The organism is Nitrospira sp. (genome assembly GCA_029194665.1).
In the GTDB taxonomy this organism is placed as follows: domain Bacteria; phylum Nitrospirota; class Nitrospiria; order Nitrospirales; family Nitrospiraceae; genus Nitrospira_D.
Genome location: JARFXO010000003.1, coordinates 389,804 through 406,171, shown reverse-complemented (window position 1 = coordinate 406,171; position 16,368 = coordinate 389,804). Strand labels below are relative to the sequence as shown.

19 protein-coding genes are annotated in these 16,368 nt (G+C 56.0%); 6 read left to right on the top strand and 13 right to left on the bottom strand.

Features of this window, described 5'->3' with window-relative positions:
• Nucleotides 1–53: 53 nt before the first annotated feature.
• The 5 genes from P0119_11395 to P0119_11375 form a co-directional block, all read right to left on the bottom strand.
• The gene (locus tag P0119_11395; GenBank protein ID MDF0666659.1) at nucleotides 54–929 is read right to left on the bottom strand and encodes an alpha/beta hydrolase; all 876 of its coding nucleotides are present in this window, start codon (nucleotides 927–929) and stop codon (nucleotides 54–56) included.
• 252 nt (nucleotides 930–1,181) lie between these two features.
• Complete coding sequence (locus tag P0119_11390) at nucleotides 1,182–1,475, bottom strand: HigA family addiction module antitoxin (protein ID MDF0666658.1); 294 nt, start codon at nucleotides 1,473–1,475, stop codon at nucleotides 1,182–1,184.
• Nucleotides 1,475–1,753, bottom strand: coding sequence for a type II toxin-antitoxin system RelE/ParE family toxin (locus P0119_11385; GenBank protein ID MDF0666657.1), 279 nt, complete (start codon nucleotides 1,751–1,753; stop codon nucleotides 1,475–1,477). Before P0119_11385 ends, P0119_11390 begins: the two co-directional genes overlap by 1 nt.
• A gap of 124 nt (nucleotides 1,754–1,877) precedes the next feature.
• Nucleotides 1,878–2,321 (bottom strand): SRPBCC domain-containing protein, encoded by a 444-nt coding sequence (locus tag P0119_11380; protein MDF0666656.1) that lies wholly within the window; start codon nucleotides 2,319–2,321, stop codon nucleotides 1,878–1,880.
• Nucleotides 2,322–2,341: 20 nt separating this feature from the next.
• Nucleotides 2,342–2,806, bottom strand: coding sequence for a hypothetical protein (locus tag P0119_11375; GenBank protein MDF0666655.1), 465 nt, complete (start codon nucleotides 2,804–2,806; stop codon nucleotides 2,342–2,344).
• Between the two features lie 279 nt (nucleotides 2,807–3,085).
• Between P0119_11375 and mazG the strand changes: the two genes are divergently transcribed.
• Together mazG and P0119_11365 are read left to right on the top strand one after the other, a co-directional pair.
• Complete coding sequence (mazG, locus tag P0119_11370) at nucleotides 3,086–3,952, top strand: nucleoside triphosphate pyrophosphohydrolase (GenBank protein MDF0666654.1); 867 nt, start codon at nucleotides 3,086–3,088, stop codon at nucleotides 3,950–3,952.
• Between the two features lie 17 nt (nucleotides 3,953–3,969).
• On the top strand, nucleotides 3,970–4,587 hold the full coding sequence (locus P0119_11365; GenBank protein MDF0666653.1) for a hypothetical protein: 618 nt from the start codon (nucleotides 3,970–3,972) through the stop codon (nucleotides 4,585–4,587).
• Nucleotides 4,588–4,619: 32 nt separating this feature from the next.
• On the opposite strand, the gene P0119_11360 is transcribed toward P0119_11365, so the two are convergent.
• Entirely contained in the window at nucleotides 4,620–5,036 is a 417-nt protein-coding gene (locus P0119_11360; protein ID MDF0666652.1) for a hypothetical protein, read from the bottom strand.
• Nucleotides 5,037–5,275: 239 nt separating this feature from the next.
• On the opposite strand from P0119_11360, the gene P0119_11355 reads away from it, so the two are divergent.
• Nucleotides 5,276–6,112: a hypothetical protein gene (locus tag P0119_11355; protein MDF0666651.1), complete on the top strand. Its 837-nt coding sequence runs from the start codon at nucleotides 5,276–5,278 to the stop codon at nucleotides 6,110–6,112.
• A 59-nt stretch (nucleotides 6,113–6,171) separates the two neighbouring features.
• Here the strand turns inward: P0119_11355 and P0119_11350 are convergent, their stop codons facing one another.
• Complete coding sequence (locus tag P0119_11350; GenBank protein MDF0666650.1) at nucleotides 6,172–9,915, bottom strand: hypothetical protein; 3,744 nt, start codon at nucleotides 9,913–9,915, stop codon at nucleotides 6,172–6,174.
• A 332-nt stretch (nucleotides 9,916–10,247) separates the two neighbouring features.
• Here P0119_11350 and P0119_11345 point away from each other — a divergent pair, with 332 nt between their 5' ends.
• Nucleotides 10,248–10,976: an NADH-cytochrome b5 reductase gene (locus P0119_11345; protein MDF0666649.1), complete on the top strand. Its 729-nt coding sequence runs from the start codon at nucleotides 10,248–10,250 to the stop codon at nucleotides 10,974–10,976.
• A gap of 39 nt (nucleotides 10,977–11,015) precedes the next feature.
• On the opposite strand, the gene hemG is transcribed toward P0119_11345, so the two are convergent.
• From hemG to hemE, 3 genes are all read right to left on the bottom strand, one after another.
• Nucleotides 11,016–12,491, bottom strand: a complete 1,476-nt coding sequence (gene hemG, locus P0119_11340) for a protoporphyrinogen oxidase (GenBank protein ID MDF0666648.1) — start codon at nucleotides 12,489–12,491, stop codon at nucleotides 11,016–11,018.
• Nucleotides 12,488–13,438, bottom strand: coding sequence for a ferrochelatase (hemH, locus tag P0119_11335; GenBank protein ID MDF0666647.1), 951 nt, complete (start codon nucleotides 13,436–13,438; stop codon nucleotides 12,488–12,490). Before hemH ends, hemG begins: the two co-directional genes overlap by 4 nt.
• Before the next feature lie 160 nt (nucleotides 13,439–13,598).
• Nucleotides 13,599–14,624 (bottom strand): uroporphyrinogen decarboxylase, encoded by a 1,026-nt coding sequence (gene hemE / locus P0119_11330; protein MDF0666646.1) that lies wholly within the window; start codon nucleotides 14,622–14,624, stop codon nucleotides 13,599–13,601.
• Between the two features lie 132 nt (nucleotides 14,625–14,756).
• On the opposite strand from hemE, the gene P0119_11325 reads away from it, so the two are divergent.
• Both P0119_11325 and P0119_11320 read left to right on the top strand, forming a co-directional pair.
• Nucleotides 14,757–15,017 carry a hypothetical protein gene (locus P0119_11325; GenBank protein ID MDF0666645.1) on the top strand — a complete coding sequence of 87 codons (261 nt, stop codon included), beginning with the start codon at nucleotides 14,757–14,759 and terminating at the stop codon, nucleotides 15,015–15,017.
• A complete protein-coding gene (locus tag P0119_11320; protein MDF0666644.1) occupies nucleotides 15,014–15,430 on the top strand; it encodes a PIN domain-containing protein in 417 nt (138 codons plus the stop codon). The genes P0119_11325 and P0119_11320 overlap by 4 nt, the downstream gene beginning before the upstream one ends.
• Nucleotides 15,431–15,518: 88 nt before the next feature.
• Here the strand turns inward: P0119_11320 and P0119_11315 are convergent, their stop codons facing one another.
• The 3 genes from P0119_11315 to P0119_11305 are packed head-to-tail and all read right to left on the bottom strand — an operon-like array spanning nucleotide 15,519 to nucleotide 16,325.
• Nucleotides 15,519–15,761 carry a DUF2283 domain-containing protein gene (locus P0119_11315; protein MDF0666643.1) on the bottom strand — a complete coding sequence of 81 codons (243 nt, stop codon included), beginning with the start codon at nucleotides 15,759–15,761 and terminating at the stop codon, nucleotides 15,519–15,521.
• Nucleotides 15,752–16,054: a hypothetical protein gene (locus P0119_11310; GenBank protein MDF0666642.1), complete on the bottom strand. Its 303-nt coding sequence runs from the start codon at nucleotides 16,052–16,054 to the stop codon at nucleotides 15,752–15,754. The genes P0119_11315 and P0119_11310 overlap by 10 nt, the downstream gene beginning before the upstream one ends.
• The gene (locus P0119_11305; GenBank protein ID MDF0666641.1) at nucleotides 16,047–16,325 is read right to left on the bottom strand and encodes a hypothetical protein; all 279 of its coding nucleotides are present in this window, start codon (nucleotides 16,323–16,325) and stop codon (nucleotides 16,047–16,049) included. The genes P0119_11310 and P0119_11305 overlap by 8 nt, the downstream gene beginning before the upstream one ends.
• Between the last annotated feature and the right edge of the window lie 43 nt (nucleotides 16,326–16,368).

Genomic DNA, 16,368 nt, shown 5'->3' with positions numbered 1-16,368 from the left:
TGTCGAACGTTTCGCATAACCGTCGCGAAATGGGGGTGCGCTGCGGGGCGTCGCTACGCCGCTTCATTGCCGTGATCCACAAGGAATGACTTGACCGCCCGGTTAAAGGCGGACGCGTTGTCCGCCTGCATCATGTGCGATGCACCTTCGATCTCGGTTCGTTGGGCGTGTGGAAGAAGCTCCTTGAGTCTATCAATCAAGTGATGAAATAGACTCAAGCTCTGCTCTCCCGTCATCAACAGGACAGGGGTCCTTATGGCACGCACTTGGTTAGGATCCAATGGCTCGAAACCCGAACCCAGCAGTTCTGCCTTCACATTAGAGAGATTGTCGCGCGCCTGCGACTTCCAGGCTTCCTGCAGTCGCTCAAAACCGTCGCGACCGAAGACCGCGTTTCCAAAAATGCGGAGGCCCGTTTCGACCTCTCCACGTCTGAACGCCCGTTGGGCCGGGGCCGCACCGGCCATGCCAAACTTGATGATGGCCGCCGCCGCCCGTGGCCGTGTTATCAGGACCTTCAGGAGCTCGGGCAGCCGGGGATTGTTGCTGACAAAGAGCGTGATGGCTGGCGGCTCGGCTAACACAAGACTCCTCGCCAGATGCGGCTCCCTCAGGACGAGCAGCAAGCAGAGAAGGGCGCCGTACGAGTGGCCCACAAGGTGCGCAGGCTTGGCGCCGAGCGAATCAACAACCTGCTTCAAGTCCTCCACATGCTGGAGCATCGAATAGTCGAGGCCGTCTGTGATCGGGCGATTCGGCCAGTGATAGCGTCGGCTGTACGCGATGGTGCGGAAGTGCATAGCAAAGGCGTCTTGTTGGAGTTGCCACGTCCGGTAGTCGCTCGCCGATCCATGGACGAGCACCACCGGCTCACCAGAACCGCATTCGGTGTATTCAAGTGAAGCTCCATTGACGTTCACGCTTGGCATTCCACTTCCTCGATGAGCGGCCAAGCTATGTTTAGGCCGATCCGGATAAGAGTCGGATTCGCCCATTTCCGCCCGTATAACACCTCATCGAATTTCCTGAAAATAACGCATTGCCATTACCATTTCAATGAGCTATGCACCATCGGCTATTTGTCACGTGTTCTTTCCGGATCAGCGAACGCTCATTCTCGCGTCATTTGGGTTTCCGCGACCGCAATGCCATCCTGACCCCAATTCCAATGGATGCGCTGATCAGGCCGCTGTGAGGCGGACTTTTCCGACCTTGCCTAGTTTCACATGCTGCTTGGCATGCCAGAGGTCATAGTTGTACTGCATGGCCAGCCAACTCTCCGGAGAACGGCCCAAGGCCTTGGAAAGGCGTAGCGCCATTTCGGGGCTGATACGGCTGGTTCCCGTAAGAATGCGATTCAGCGTTGACGCCGCCACACCGAGCTTCCCGGCCAGTTCGCGGCCGCTCAGGTTGTTGGGATCCAGATAGACCTGAATAATAAACTCACCGGGATGGGGAGGATTGTGCATAGCCATTAGCGGTAGTCCTCATAATCTAAGACGTAGGCGTGTCCGTCTCTGAACGTAAACGTTAAGCGCCAGTTTCCATTTATCCACACCGACCATCGACCGCGCTCCGATCCCTTCAAGGGATGGAGCCGAAAGCCTGGAACGTCCATGTCCTCAATGGACAGCGCCGTGTCCAAGGCAGCTAACAGCATGCGCAGGCGATTGGCATGGTGCGGTTGAATGCCAGCGACGCTCCCCGACTCAAAGAACTTCCTTAGCTCTTTGTATCGGAATGATTGGATCACATGCCAACTATAGCATGTTGCGCATCACGCAACAAGACCGAGCAGCCCGTGGCTCACCGGCAAGCGCGGAGCAACCGGAGATTGTACAGCGGCTGTCCGGTGCAGCAGCTGGCGCAACGAAGGGTTAGGCGTCACGCCTCTCGATCCTGTGTTTGAGCGCGGTGTTCATTGCTTCAAACCCCGCCTTGGTGTCCCGGTCAAGCCTGCCACGCAAGAGCGGCACGAGCAGACCGCTGAAGCGCTCACCATGTGTGAGTTGCGTTGATCCTTCGCAATCCGCAGAGAGGCAGAAGTAGTGCTCTCCATCGAATATGCCAGGAACCAAGAACTTGCCCTTCCACCGGAACTCGCGACCCGGATTGTGACGAAGAACGATGGGCGTGAAGATCATTGTCTTACCCCCTTGGGAAGAGAGCGTGACCTTGATCGAAGAACCCTCGGATGGCTGCCCTTCGATCGACCGGACGAACGGATTCCACTCTGGATAGCGCGCGAAGTCGAGCAGCACGGACCACACTTGCTCAGGGGTTGCAGCGATTGCGATCGTCGTTTTGATCTCGTGCTGCACGTGGCGCCTAACACCCTCGCTCACCGACGCCGAGCGAAGCGAGAGAAGGCCGAGCCCGCAGGGCGAGGCCCGTCCGGTGGAGCGCGTTGTTCGTCAGCGGTGTCAGCACGACCCGAAACCACCAAATACGTTATGAACAAGACGACTATCACAGAATCTACGACCACAGCGATGCCAGCCTTGCCGAGGTACTGCGTGCCGTAAATGAGTATCAGAGAGATGAAGATGATCTTGCTCAGGCCAGCGACTACCAAGACCAGTGTACGCACGTGAGGGCGAAACGCGCCGTAGATGAGCATCGCCCCGACCAATGCGATTAGTGCCCCCCAGTTGCGCACGATGATCTCAGCTAGTGGACCTTCGAGCGAGTCTCCAAATGTGGAGCGCAGCCCCGCTTGGGGCGCGATAGCAGCCTGAACCATGGTGAGAGTCACCATGCCCGACATCAACATTACCCATTTGAAGTTGCGGATGAACCAGTTCATAACACCTCTCTGTCCATGTAACACGTCATCGAATTTCCTCAAAATAACGGCATTGCGATTGCCATTTCAGCGAACTACGCCCTATCCAGGTATGTATCACCGGTTCTTATTCGGATCAGCATAACACCCATCCTTGCATGGGCTCATATCCCATTCTGGCACATAAGCACAAGACCAACTCGCGCACATTTTCAGCCTCCTCATGCTCACCGTCAAGTCCGCCCGTAGACACCACCGCCATTGAAGCGGCAACCGCCCTCGGTATACAGTGGCGCACCGATGTCTGAACGATTCACCAAAGTGGTCGAGATCATGGCGGCGCTCCGCGCTCAGGACGGATGTCCGTGGGATCGGAAGCAGACACACGAATCGCTGAAACCATACCTTCTCGAAGAAGCGTACGAGGTCATCGAGACAATCGATCAGGGTGACAAGCAGAAACTGCGGGAAGAACTCGGCGACGTGCTTTTACAAGTCTTATTTCACAGCCAGATTGCCTCGGAAACTGGATCGTTTACCATCGAGGATGTTCTCGATACGCTCTCCACAAAACTGATCCGCAGGCATCCCCATGTATTCGACAACGGTGACCAATCGAGGAATGTCTCGAACAGCGACCAGGTCTTGAGTCAATGGGAGGAGATCAAGCGTGCCGAACGGGAAGCTGCTGGCACGAAGCAGTCCGCACTCGACGGAGTGCCGAAGACCTTGCCGGCATTGTTGCGGGCCTATCAAATTCAGGCCAGGGCGGCCCGTGTCGGTTTCGATTGGCCGCAGAGCGAGGCCGGCTTGGAACAGATCCTCGCAAAGGTTGCCGAAGAAATCGGTGAGCTGCGCGAGGCGCTGGCGTCACGACGGATAAGGACGGAATCCGAGTCCAACCGGACCGATGCCAATGAGGAGGTCGAGAACGAGTTGGGCGACCTTCTGTTCTCCCTGGTCAACCTCGCTCGCTTTCTCAAGGCAAATCCTGAAGATGCTCTGCGCCGAGCCGCGAACCGTTTCATCGATCGGTTCCACCTGGTCGAGGCGCAGGCCACGGAAAAAGGACGGTCACTACCAGAGATGACGCTGGCCGAAATGGACGAACTGTGGGAGGAAGCCAAGCGACAGTTGGGGCCTTCACAGCCGGACCCCACACCGTAACTTAGAGATCGCGCGCCATGACGAAGAAGCAAGAGCCCTACGAAGAGGGAAAACGTGCCGGAGCCCATCCGCTGTTGGTGGTATTGGGCATCCTCGTCGGACTGTGGTTGTTCGTCGCGCTGATCGTCCCCAGTTCGAAGAACAAACAGGTGACCGGCACTGAAGGTCCTAATGTGCCGGTCATCGAGGATCCGGAAGCGGCGCCTGTCATGTTCAAAGTCCAGACGACCATCCTGGACATGAACACCCTCGGGTTGGTCGTTCCTTCTCAAGCGACGGATAGTCAGATCGTCGGCCTCTTGAAACGCCTCAAACAAGCACGGCTGGACGGTACACTCGGTGAACAGCTCCCATCGACCACACCAGGTCACAAACTCGGCGCTCACGCCATCGCGGACATTTTCATCTTCTCAGATAAGCAGTTCGCGGGAGAGGATACGATCCGTACACTGGCCCGTGGTGCCCATGCCCCCGGAACGCTCTACCCGAACGCCGTTCCCTTCGAGGTGGCCATGGAGCAAATCCGCGGCCACTACCGCATCGACTTGAATGATACCGGTAGTCCGGACAAGGGGTCGCTCGGTTTCGCGGACGAATCAGGCGTCCACTCGAAACACTACCGAAGAATCTTTTGAGGGATCCGGCTCACGGCTTTTCCTGAAAAGAGTCAGATGCCCGTGCGTCTCCTCACTTCTTCCCGGATCGCCGATTGATTCGCCTCAAACAACAGCTCTAGCTTCGGGAATAGATGGGCGAGCGACCCGATAAATGGCGCCAGCATCACGTCACGTCGTTCCGTCAGCATTCCTTCCTCTTCAGCCACCCGCATCTTCCAGTCGGCAATCGTTTTTGAGAGGATGTTGCTCACTACCAGTTGCTGGCCCGGTGAGCCGACAACCATCCCGAAGAGGCGACGCTTCAGCACGTCCAGCTCGTCCGGTATGGACACCTTCACGCGCACGCCATGCGGCGTCGCCCACGTGGACCGTTGAATCGAATAATCGTAGGAAAAGACTTGCTCACGTGGCTCACGAAATGGACCGTTGATGTCCACAATGGTGAAAGCACTTTCGATCGACGGCATGGTTCGCTCGTCCTCCTCGGTAAGAATGAGACCCTGTGTCGACCTACTATAAGAGCTTGAAGTTGGGAAGGACAAGAGGCTATCTATAATAATGGCAGCGTAGCTGAGGGCGGCCGTTTGGCTCAGCGTTTAGCTCTCCGCGGTTTCCCCAGCACGACAGCTGCGGTGAAAATCCAGAGCACGAGACAGCTTTTTAACACACTGATATACTCCGACCGAGGATTCCTTCGGGAGAAGGCATGGCCAAGAAAGGCTATCCTGGACTCGTCTTAGTGCCGCCCAGCGATCGAACGATCCTGAGACGCCGGCTGCTTCGTTGGGCCTTGTTGATCATCGTGCTGATCTGGGGTGCATCGACATTGCCCCTGTGGCCATCCGCCTCAAACGATGGCGCGAACTGTCCGCCTGGTGCCGGGGAGCAAACCTCCGGTAAATCCCCTGAACAATGTGACCAACCACAATCGGCCACGGGGCCGCCGGTCAGTCAGAGCGAGTTCAACCTTACGCCGCTCTCACAGGCTGAAGGGCTGGGTACGCCCGAGAATCCCCCGGCTTCACCGCTCCCTGATTCCGATCAGCTCGCGACCGAGAACGATCGGGTCCCAGACTCACAGCCAAAATCCTCCGGTTCCGCCGATCAGACCTCTGGTCATAAGGTAACACCCTCACCAGGCAACGAGAAATCAGCATCAAATCTGCCGACCACAAAATCTACTCACAATCCGGATGTCGACGTTCGCCGAGCGGAACGGGGCGATGCATTTGCTCAGTATCGCCTCGGACGCTATTACGCACGACGTGACGGGTCGCAGACACCGGAGTCGATAAACTGGTACAAGAAAGCTGCTCCCAGTCTCCACCGCCTGGCTGAGACCGGTAATGGACAAGCGATGTACGTCCTCGGGGTCATGTATGCCTATGGGCGCGGAGTGAGCAGGGATACGAAGCAAGCGCGACACTGGTTGACTCAAGCGGTTGAAAACAAGATTATCGCCGCTCAGCCGGTTCTCACAAGTCTCCAAGGTCAGCATCATACCGATCCCAAACCGAAGGCGACCGAAGAAGGCAAACGGTAACCGCTTAGAGGACCTCCCAATCCTCCTCTGCATCTTGAAGGTACGCGGAGGATGCAATCTCAAGCTTCTGTCTCTTTTTTGGGTGCAGTCAACGCCTGTGAGAAAGCGCCCAAGAGTCCCGGTAGTACGCCTAGGAAAGCGAGTGTAATCGTCCGATATTGCTCCTGTGTCAAAACCAAAAATACCATGATCAGTGCCAAGCCTACTCCGATAGGTCTCCACACTTGGAACCACGCACCGGTCCTCGCCTGGGCGATGTCTTCATCAAGCCGCTCTTCCAACCCCACCCTGATGATGAAACGCCGGAAACTTTCGTTCATCGGACGCAGATTCAGATCTGCGACGATCAACCCATTTTTCACCAATGGACCGATATCTGGATTTCTGCTGTGCAGGAATCCGTCCCGCGCCAGATTGAATAATGACCGGCGCTGAGACGTCGTACGTTGCTCCCACATCTGTCGGTACTGGTTTGCAGCCGCTTCCTGAACCTCTCGAATGATTCGCTCCTTGGCGACGTCAACATCACCTTCGATGTCCTGTTGCAAAAGGTTTTCACGAGCTGTGATCAGCTCGTTCGACCAGGGAATCCCGGTCAAACGCAGCGCGTTGCGCAAGCCGGACATTTCTTCGACGAACAGGTCCGACAGTCCCGGCGGCCATGAAGAAGCGGCTTGGCGATCCTGAAGCATTTCGGCACTCCCTTGCCCTGCATCCGTCGTCGTCGAGCCCATTGCAGGACGCAAAAAGTCCAACAGAAGGATACGCTGGGCAGCAACCGTCGGCAACACATAACAAGCCCCATAGAGCAAGGCGCTCACGCCCAGGAGTGCCAGCGCTTCTCCGAGCAATCCGAACGAAAGAGACCCTCCCAGTACACAGATGACTGCGGCTAAAACATAGGTCTTCTTGACCCGGAGCGCCACCAAGGGAACCAAGCCGCCAAAGACCAAGAGCGAATAGAGCCACTGCGGGACGGCTGGAGGGATGTGCGAGTATAGGCTGATTGGGGAAGCGGTCCCCTGAGACCGATCTGTTAGCCTCAGCGTTCCCCGTTCCGATTGGTGCCACCGTTCAGACTCTTCCAGGAACATGTCGGTCTCTGCTCCACTCTGGCCGACTCGCGGCCTATCAATGATGTGATACACCCATCGAATAAGACGTTCATCCCCTCGTTGGACCGCGTTTCTCGAAGTTGACCCACAATGCTCACTTTCCTTACCGTTCTGCCAGCAGCTTTGAAACGGAAAATCGGCATACACGTAATTCAAGCTGGAAAAATTCCGGAGGAAATCCGCTCGCACCTCGCCATCGCGGTTGGCTTCGTGGAATAACGTAGGAGCATGGAAATCCCGAACCCCTTGGGCTTGAAATGCGCGATCACGAATAAGATCGACCTGCGCAAACTTCGTCAATAGCCGCCACTCCACATCCACCGCCACTCGAAAGATCACCAAGGCCGGTATCACCACAAAAGTCACCAATAGCAGTGCCACCACCAGCGCATAGAACCGGCGATACCTCCGCCGAGCCGACCGATCCGGCTTGTCCTTAGGAATAGCATCGGCGTTGACATGAGTGATGGACACCACCGCCGCGACAAGCGCCGGCAGCAGCCCCCACAACAACATGTCAGGATAGGAATGAGGGCGCGCATACCAGATGCCCACGGCACCTAATGAAACAACGAACAATCCGATGGTCATCTCATAACGATGCAGAGGCTCCGACTGCGGCCACACCCATCGATTCGTTGCCTCATTCGCGCGCGAATACATCCACCATCCCACGGTTCCGATGCTCAATGCGATAACCGCATAGATAAAGAACAAGACACCGCTTGAATAGAGGGCACGAAGATTCAACACCCGCAGCATATCTGTGTCCCAGTAGGTCACCAGCGACCAGTACACATCGGAAGGTTCGCTGAACTCTTCCTCAAGAAAAAGAGGAGCGATGTGGAAATGCCGATCCTTCCCCCAATAGCGCCCGCTGAATTGACTGGTCGCGCGGGCAAACACAGACTGTCGAAGGCGTCCGTCTCGATCCGTCTCCTCGAATAAGTTTTCACGCAGATTCCGTCGTGCATCAGAATGGAAAAGGACATCCCCCTCCTGATTGATCACGGCAAACCCCAATCCAGGAGGCACGCCGGCGCCAGTAACCGATGGCAATTTGACTTCCAGCCCTGCCACGATCGGCCGACCATGATTTCGCCCTTCGGAGGATACCCTGCTTTTCATCGAAAGCACGGCACCGTTGCCGCCGGTGGTCCGAGAAAAAATGGGCTCAATCCAGAACTTTTGTTCATCCTGTTCACGGATCACTGTTTCATCGGCCAGGATGCGCCGCACATACTGTCGTTCTTGGAGATTCGCATATTTCCATGGATGCGGTTCGCGTGACCAGAGGATCTTTAGTTCTCCTCTCGATCCGACCCAAAACACGGTCTTGACGTCAGGATAGACGATGTGCACATCACGATTTTCGGTATTATCCGCCGAGCAATCCTCGGACGTCGTCGGGAAAAAAGAAAACCCTCTCTCGTTACCGGCCGTATTCGTCCCGATGCACAAGTGTTGTGCCAAATGTGGTTCCGCGCCTTCTCTTGTGAGTCGGCTTCGACAAGCCGATCGGGAATTGCACGCGTCATCAAACACATCGAGCTGTCGCAAGCCCAGCTCCACATTGGCCTTAAACTGCTTCCTAATTTCTTTTGAGACCGCTTCCAATCGCGTATCCAACTGTTGCTCCAGATTGTGGTACGTCGCGATATCGGCCAGACCGAACGTCAGCACGGCGATTCCCAGGAGCGAGAACACGATCAGAACGACGATGGAGATGGGAGTCAGTCGTTCAGTCGGCACATTTGTTCGCAGCTTGACATGCGGCAGCGCAAAGAAGAGGACGAGCAACAGTCCGGCCAAGAGCAGAAACGGATTGAGCGGTATGGCACGAGCCTCGGCATAAAATTGCCCGGCAGGAACGATGCCCACGAGAATCAATATTTGAGTTTTTCCCGGATTGGCAAGCAGATCCGTAGCCTGGGCAAATATCGCATGGCCTATCCCGCCGATCGGCGCTTCGTTGAACAGTGGAAGCTTTGACATCAAAGTTTCAGCCCCAGCTTTCTCCGCACCGCCATCCTTCGACTCCGAATCATTAAGTCTATGCAGGAAGGCCGAGACATCCTCGAATTCAAACCCGGAAGGATCGCGTGTGGACGGATGATGGTACAGAACCCGTCCCGTGCTATCAGCCAACAGCACATCTGAAAAGATGTCCTCGGTCACCAATTGTTTCATGATCGTGCCGATATCCATCACGGCGGTGATCTTCCATCTGGTCTGTCTCAGCTCTGCACGATCTTGATGCACGTACGTCAATTTGATGGAGGAGACACCGTTTGGGTAGGTAAACTCGACGCCGAACCCATCGAAATCTTTGGTCTCTTCGTCAACCGTCACATCCCGAAGGCCCGGCAGTGCTTGCACGGCCTGCTTATAGGCCTCCTTGCGGACGCCCTTGTCATGACAGGGTGAACCGTTACCGCATGGTTCGCCCTCGATCACAGATTTGAGCACGGTTGCGTAATTGGCCACCATCGTTCCTAGCGCGCGGCTGGTGACCGTCAAAGCCCGGAAATTGCGTTCTTGTAAATGGAGGGTCTCTGTTTCAACATATCTCCAATACCCGACTCCACAGAATCCGAGGACAAGAAGCACCACCGCAAACACGAGCATGGTCACGCCGTTCGTTTCAGATAGCGACCGAGAAGGCAACTTATTGAGCACTCGCATCATACGCCACGCACACTCATATCTATGTGGCCATCATCAAGTGGCCAATAAAATATCACTGAGGGCAATTCTTATACCACGTTGGACTACTTAGGGATAGTGGGGTAAAGTATGGAATTCCGAGCCGGTACAGGGTCTAGATTCAGGAAACGGCGTATCTCAGCCCCTCGTGCTGTATCCATTCCAATACTGATCTGTATCGGTTCTGATTCACCCCCCTATGCTATGTAGGAAGCCATGCCTGCCAAGCCGTGGGCTCCACTTTTTGACTCGCCCTGTCCAAATCAAAGCTCTGGCGTTGCACAGATCATGGCGATCGCATAAAATGCGCCACCATGGACAACATCACCCGCATCAAGACCAAAGCCCCTACTCCGTACAAGCTCGTTGCAATCGAGCCGGACACCCATGACACGAAAACATTCCGGTTCGAGCTTCCTGCCGATGCCACGCTGGATATGTTGCCTGGCGATTTTCTCTACCTCCATGCGACGATCAACGGAAAGCAGGTCAAGCGGCCATACACTCCCTCCTCGCTTGTCGGCACGACTGGTTTCTTCGATCTGACGGTCAAGCGCTATGAGGCTGGTTCCGTCTCGAAATACCTACACGATCAGCGGATCGGAGAGATGGTGTCGATGAGCGGGCCGAACAGCGGCGGACATTGGATTGATGGAATGGCGAAGCGAGTGGGATTTGTAGCGGGAGGCACCGGGATTACGCCGATGCTCTCCATCATTCGCTGGATTCTGACCAACAAGATCGATGCGGAGTTATTCCTGATCTTTGCCAACAAAACCGAATCGGACATCATCCTCCGACAGGAGTGGGAACGCAATGTCCGAGACCATCCGAACTTTCATTGCCACCATGTATTGGAACAGCCGCCTCACGGGTGGGAAGGTAGTACAGGTCGCGTCACCCCGGAAATTCTCCGACACCATCTTCCCGCTCCAGGTCCCGACACCTGTGTTTTTCTCTGCGGTCCGCCGCCGATGGTCGATGCTCTGGAAATTACGCTCAAAGAACTCGGCTACCCGGAACAGTCTATCATTCTGCCCTAAGGCATCGGCCATCGCACAGGCTCGGCCTTAGCCTAAAGTTCACCCTATTTTCGTGGTTGATCTGCTGACTACATCGGTCTTGCCTAAAAGATCATGCACGACTCGCTCCGCTGCCATGTCTCCGTCTCGAATGCAGTCGGGTATGCCGATTCCGCGATAACCGGCCCCGGTAAGAATAAGTCCAGGATAACGGCTCACCGCCGCATCGAGTTGTGCCAATCGATCCAGATGGCCGAGCTTGTATTGCGGCATCGCCTTCCACCATCGATTCACCTCAGTGTAGCTCGGCTCTGCCCTGATGCCGCATAGCGAGGACAGTTCGGCGCGGACTTTGGCCGTCAATTGCTCGTCGTCCAATCGCAGAATCTCTTCTCGCCCTACCCCACCGACATAGCAGCGCACCAACAGCTGATCCGCCGGAGCGCGATAGGGCCACTTGAGCGATGTCCACGTTGCGGCGATGAGATGACGTTGCTCCGTTCGCGGCACGATAAAGCCAAATCCTTCTATAGCACTCGTCAGAGTCCGTGGAAACGCCATCGCAACGGTGGCAGTCGAAGCATAGGGAATCATGTCCAGCAATCCGCCGGCAATCGGCGACAACGGGCGCAACAGGTCTGCTGATACATACGCAGGCGTTGCAAGGACCACGCTTTCCGCAGAAAGCGCCGAGCCATCCTGCATAATAAGGTCGTACATCCAGCGGCCGAGCTCATGCGACCTCACCCTGAGGGCCTCGACACGAGCACCCATGCGCAACTCAACCCCCTGCTGCGTCAACCGACTCGTCAAGGCGGTCACCAAATCGCTGAGGCCATTCTTCAAACTGACAAACATCGTCCGTCTTGGTTGATCCGCCGAAACTGATGCAGCGGCTTTCTTGGCTGCCATCATGCCGCGGACGATGCTGGCATGCCGTTGCTCCAGCTCATAAAACCGCGGGAACGTGGCTCGCAGACTCATTTGCTCGGCATCGCCCGCGTAAATTCCTGCCATCAACGGTTCCAAGACCCGCTCAAACGCTTGCGCCCCAAATCGACGGCGAAGAAAGGCGGCCAACGATTCATCGCCCGTTGAGGGACCGCGTGGAACAGCGACCTCCAGTCCCATACGCGCCAACCCTGTCCAGGTGAGCAGACCACTCCGAAAGAAAGACCCCAGTTGCTTCGGAACGAAAGAGAGCAGTCCCTCGGGCAAGTCGTGCATCCGCCCGCCATACAGCACAGAGGCTTTCTTGGCCATTGCATTGGTATTGATGAGTTGATCGGCAAGGCCAAGCTTCATGCAGAGATCGAGGCCTGCCTGTTTTTGCGAAAGGAAGGAGTCCGGTCCTGCTTCCGTCACAATCTCGCCGACCCGGTGCGTGACGATCTTTCCTCCCCAGGATTGGTCGGATTCGAGGACGGTGCAATGGATAGGAAGATCGGCCTTTGCGGCTTTCTCTTGTAGCGAAAAAGCGGTAGCCAGGCCGGAAATGCCGCCACCTACAATTACGACTGTGCGTGGTCGAGTCACGACTGGCTGCAGAGGGACGATTCGTGTGCCGTCAAGACGTCACGTAACGTCTCGATCAGTGGAGGAGAGTCGTTTAGCATGGCGATGCGCTCAAGATGCATGCCTTTCTTGGCCGCCAACTGCTTTAATTCAATATCGATATCAAAGAGGGTTTCCACATGGTCGCAGATAAACCCGATAGGCGCCACCAGCACCTGGCGGTGTCCCGCCAGATGAATAGCTTCCAACATCGATTCCACGGTTGGTCCCAGCCACGGTTCGCTTGATCGCCCCTGACTTTGATAGGCAAAGTAGGTCGGTTGATGACCCAGAAACTGTGTCACAGCGTCGACCGTACCCTTCACTTCGTCAGGATAGGGATCCTTCATTGCCACGATCCGTTCCGGCAGACTATGGGCAGTAAACAGCACTGGCACCGAGGCTCGCATATCGGCAGGAAAGGCGAGTAGTCCATTCCGAATGTTGTCGACAATCGCTGCGATCAGCCGAGGATGTCGGTTCCAACTCCCGACATACGTCACAGGGGTGCGATCCCCCAATTCAGCACGAGCCTCTTCCACTTTCTTTCGATAGGCTCCGGTACTCAAGGAGGACTGTTGCGGGGCCATACAGACCCCGATGATCTGTTCCGGTGATTCTTTCAGCAGATCAGCGTACGTTTCTTTGATGAAGGGATGCCAATGCCGCAAACCGACATAGACCTTGTAGCGGCTGTTTTCCGCCCCATTCAGTCGCCGCTCGAGTTTTTTCGCGACCTCCTGCGTGATGCCGACGGCCGGCGATTTCCCACCGGTGACTCGATACCGTTCACGAATCTCCTCGACAAGTTCAGGAGGCGTTGGTCGGCCACCCCTGACATCGAGCAAAAACGGCTCGACGTTCTCCAGACAATCGGGCCCTCCCATAGCCATCAGGAGAACGGCAGTATGGCGTTGAGGAAAAGACATGGCCTTTGTCAGAGAAAATTGGACACAATCCAGCTGGTGCAGCGTACTACAAATACGTTCGTGGTGAGCTTGTCGAACCATGAACGGAACTGTCTGAAATCTCGCGCCGTTCGACTAGCTCAGGGCGAACGGATTATTCTGAAATCCATGGGATACCACACTACCGTTGGCTGAGTTTGTGCACCATGTCGATCGTTGCGGCCACGTGTTCGACCGGCGTCGTAGGCAGTATGCCGTGACCGAGGTTGAAGATGTGCCCGGGACGCCCTCCCGCTCGGCGCAGGATGTCCTCCACGCGACGTTCGATTTCGTGGAGCGGCGCAAACAGCGCGAGCGGATCCAGGTTGCCCTGCACAGCGCGATCATGTCCGACCATGGTCCAGGCCTCATCCAGGTGAACCCGCCAGTCGATCCCGATGACATCGCCGCCTGCCTCGCGCATTTGACGTAGGATAGCCGTGGTGCCGGTGCCGAAATGAATCATCGGCACGCCTTCCCGTTTGAGCCCATCGAAAATCCGCTGGACGTGGGGCATGACGTATTCGGTGTAATCACTGGCCGAAAGACAGCCGACCCAGCTATCAAAGAGCTGAATCGCCTGAGCTCCTGCCTTGATCTGTCGTCTGAGATACCCGGTCAGCACGCCCGCGAACTTGTCCATGAGGCGATGCCAGGCGGTGGGGTCGCTATACATCATCTGCTTGGTGTGCAGATAGTTGCGGGATCCTCCGCCCTCAATGGCGTAGCTCGCAAGTGTGAACGGCGCACCGGCGAACCCAATCAACGGCACTCGTCCATCGAGGGCGCGACGCGCTTGGTGGATGGCCTCGGCCACATACTCCAGTTCGTCACCGTCGATGACTTTGAGGTGATCCACCGCCGCTCGGTCACGAACCGGGTTGTGAATGACGGGCCCTTCTCCCGCTGCAAACTCGAGACTGATCCCCATCGGCTCCAACGGCAGCAGGATGTCGGCAAAAATAATGGCAGCGTCCAACGGAAATCGGTTGATCGGCTGGAGGGTCACTTGAGCGGCAAGCTCAGGCGTCTTGCACATTTCGAGGATCGAATGTTTCGCGCGCAACGTCCGGTACTCGGACATGTAGCGTCCTGCCTGGCGCATAAACCACACGGGGGTGCAATCGACTGGTTCGCGGCGACAGGCTCGAAGAAATCGGTCGTTCATTGCAGCGGCATTCTAGAGGCGCATCAGCGAAGCTGTCAATTCCAAGCCTGTCGCCATGTTATGTCAGCTGCGTTGACGACAAAATCGAGATGTATTACATTCAGTATGACAACTCCGCAAAGGAGAGAGATCATGGGTCTCCGAACCGTTCGCCTAGACGACGAAACCGAAAAGGTCCTGAAGCAAGTGACGAAGAAAACCGGGTGGTCCGTGTCCACAGCCCTCAAGCGAGGGGTATTGGTATTACGAGATGAAGTGGGCCGCCGCTCTCAGCAGTCCGCGTTCGACATTTACTCCCGACTTGATCTTGGACCAGGCGGATACGCCATTGCGCCTTCAACCGACAGTCGGCGCGGCATGCAACTCGCGTTACGTCGAAAACCTCGCCGATGATCCTCGTCGATACGGGACCGTTTGTCGCGCTGTTTGACCCTCAAGATGCCGAACATGCACGATGTAAAGATATTCTTCGCACCACACGAGATGCCCTGTTTACAACCATCCCTGTCCTAACCGAAGCCTTTCATCTCTTAACGCCGAATAGTAGAGGCGCAGACTGTCTTCGGGACTTCGTCCTTGATGGTGGTGTGTCTCTCTGGTTTCTGGATCAAGCTGCGACGGCGCGAGCCTTCGAATTGATGGAACAGTACGGCGATCACCCGATGGATCTGGCAGACGCGTCCGTCATTGTCGCCGCAGAATCACTCCGCACCACCAAGGTATTTACCCTCGATCTTGCCGACTTTCAGCGATACCGCATCCGCCGTGGGCATCGCCACATCAAAGTGGATATTTGGGGCCAATAAAGGCCGGGGCAGGAGACGCTAGCGTTACGCCCCAGGAGTCCGTTCGTGGTGAGTCCTTCGATTAACTCAGGGCAAGTTGAAGCGAGGATTAGGCGGTTTTCTTGAGTCGTTTGCTCGCGTGCAACACAGTAAAGCCGATGATCTCATCACCTTCATAGCGGATGATCACATCTTCATCGGTCATCTCGCTGTCCGTGGCATGACTCGGCTTCTTGTAATTGACGTATAGCGTATCAGCCTCGGCATCGTACGTCAGCCAAACGGCATGCTGCGGTGCCCGATTGACGGCAGGAATCAGCTTCACATACTCCTGAATATCCGCTAGGGCCATAGCTGCCTCCTCTTCTCCAGCGACCGAATCCGACGTGTGAGAAACGCCGTGATGATAAAGCCGTCGTCGATTTGTTCGCGATACACCACGGCAAGATGTTTTCCCATTTCCACTTCACGAACAGCGATCAACTCTCCATCGCCTCCGAGCAGGATACGGTCGGGATGCGACAGGGTCTCCACGACGGTAGAGCGAAACCCGGCAAGTTCACAATGCTCTTCCGTTATGTGCCTCCATCGCTCATCCGTGAGCCGAATGGCAATGCCGTTCTTTGAGACAACGCGGTCAATCATACCACCCCGACATCTTAATCGCGAATTGGTAGTAGGAGTTTCTGTAAATAGGTCCACGGCAAGATAACCACCCGGAGTAGACGGTCGCGTTGTGTCTCAGGAGTCCGTTCTTGGTGACGGCGGCTGGAAGATTCCCGGTGTCTTCGTCGATCATGATGATTTCCCGTTCGTGGTGAGCCAGTCGAACCATGAACGGGATCTCACGCCCTTCGACAACCTCAGGGCGAACGGGATACCGCCAAAGTGAAAGGATCGCAACCGCCAGTCTCATTGATCTCGCGGCCAAGACCAAAAACCAAGACTCGGAGAAAAGG

Excerpts from the sequence above, each read along its gene's own strand:
- P0119_11395 (MDF0666659.1), bottom strand. The coding sequence starts at position 929 with ATGCCAAGCGTGAACGTCAATGGAGCTTCACTTGAATACACCGAATGC.
- P0119_11390 (MDF0666658.1), bottom strand. The coding sequence starts at position 1,475 with ATGGCTATGCACAATCCTCCCCATCCCGGTGAGTTTATTATTCAGGTC.
- P0119_11375 (MDF0666655.1), bottom strand. The coding sequence starts at position 2,806 with ATGAACTGGTTCATCCGCAACTTCAAATGGGTAATGTTGATGTCGGGC.
- mazG (MDF0666654.1), top strand. The coding sequence starts at position 3,086 with ATGTCTGAACGATTCACCAAAGTGGTCGAGATCATGGCGGCGCTCCGC.
- P0119_11365 (MDF0666653.1), top strand. The coding sequence starts at position 3,970 with ATGACGAAGAAGCAAGAGCCCTACGAAGAGGGAAAACGTGCCGGAGCC.
- P0119_11360 (MDF0666652.1), bottom strand. The coding sequence starts at position 5,036 with ATGCCGTCGATCGAAAGTGCTTTCACCATTGTGGACATCAACGGTCCA.
- P0119_11355 (MDF0666651.1), top strand. The coding sequence starts at position 5,276 with ATGGCCAAGAAAGGCTATCCTGGACTCGTCTTAGTGCCGCCCAGCGAT.
- P0119_11350 (MDF0666650.1), bottom strand. The coding sequence starts at position 9,915 with ATGATGCGAGTGCTCAATAAGTTGCCTTCTCGGTCGCTATCTGAAACG.
- P0119_11345 (MDF0666649.1), top strand. The coding sequence starts at position 10,248 with ATGGACAACATCACCCGCATCAAGACCAAAGCCCCTACTCCGTACAAG.
- hemH (MDF0666647.1), bottom strand. The coding sequence starts at position 13,438 with ATGTCTTTTCCTCAACGCCATACTGCCGTTCTCCTGATGGCTATGGGA.
- hemE (MDF0666646.1), bottom strand. The coding sequence starts at position 14,624 with ATGAACGACCGATTTCTTCGAGCCTGTCGCCGCGAACCAGTCGATTGC.
- P0119_11325 (MDF0666645.1), top strand. The coding sequence starts at position 14,757 with ATGGGTCTCCGAACCGTTCGCCTAGACGACGAAACCGAAAAGGTCCTG.
- P0119_11320 (MDF0666644.1), top strand. The coding sequence starts at position 15,014 with ATGATCCTCGTCGATACGGGACCGTTTGTCGCGCTGTTTGACCCTCAA.
- P0119_11315 (MDF0666643.1), bottom strand. The coding sequence starts at position 15,761 with ATGGCCCTAGCGGATATTCAGGAGTATGTGAAGCTGATTCCTGCCGTC.
- P0119_11310 (MDF0666642.1), bottom strand. The coding sequence starts at position 16,054 with ATGATTGACCGCGTTGTCTCAAAGAACGGCATTGCCATTCGGCTCACG.
- P0119_11305 (MDF0666641.1), bottom strand. The coding sequence starts at position 16,325 with ATGAGACTGGCGGTTGCGATCCTTTCACTTTGGCGGTATCCCGTTCGC.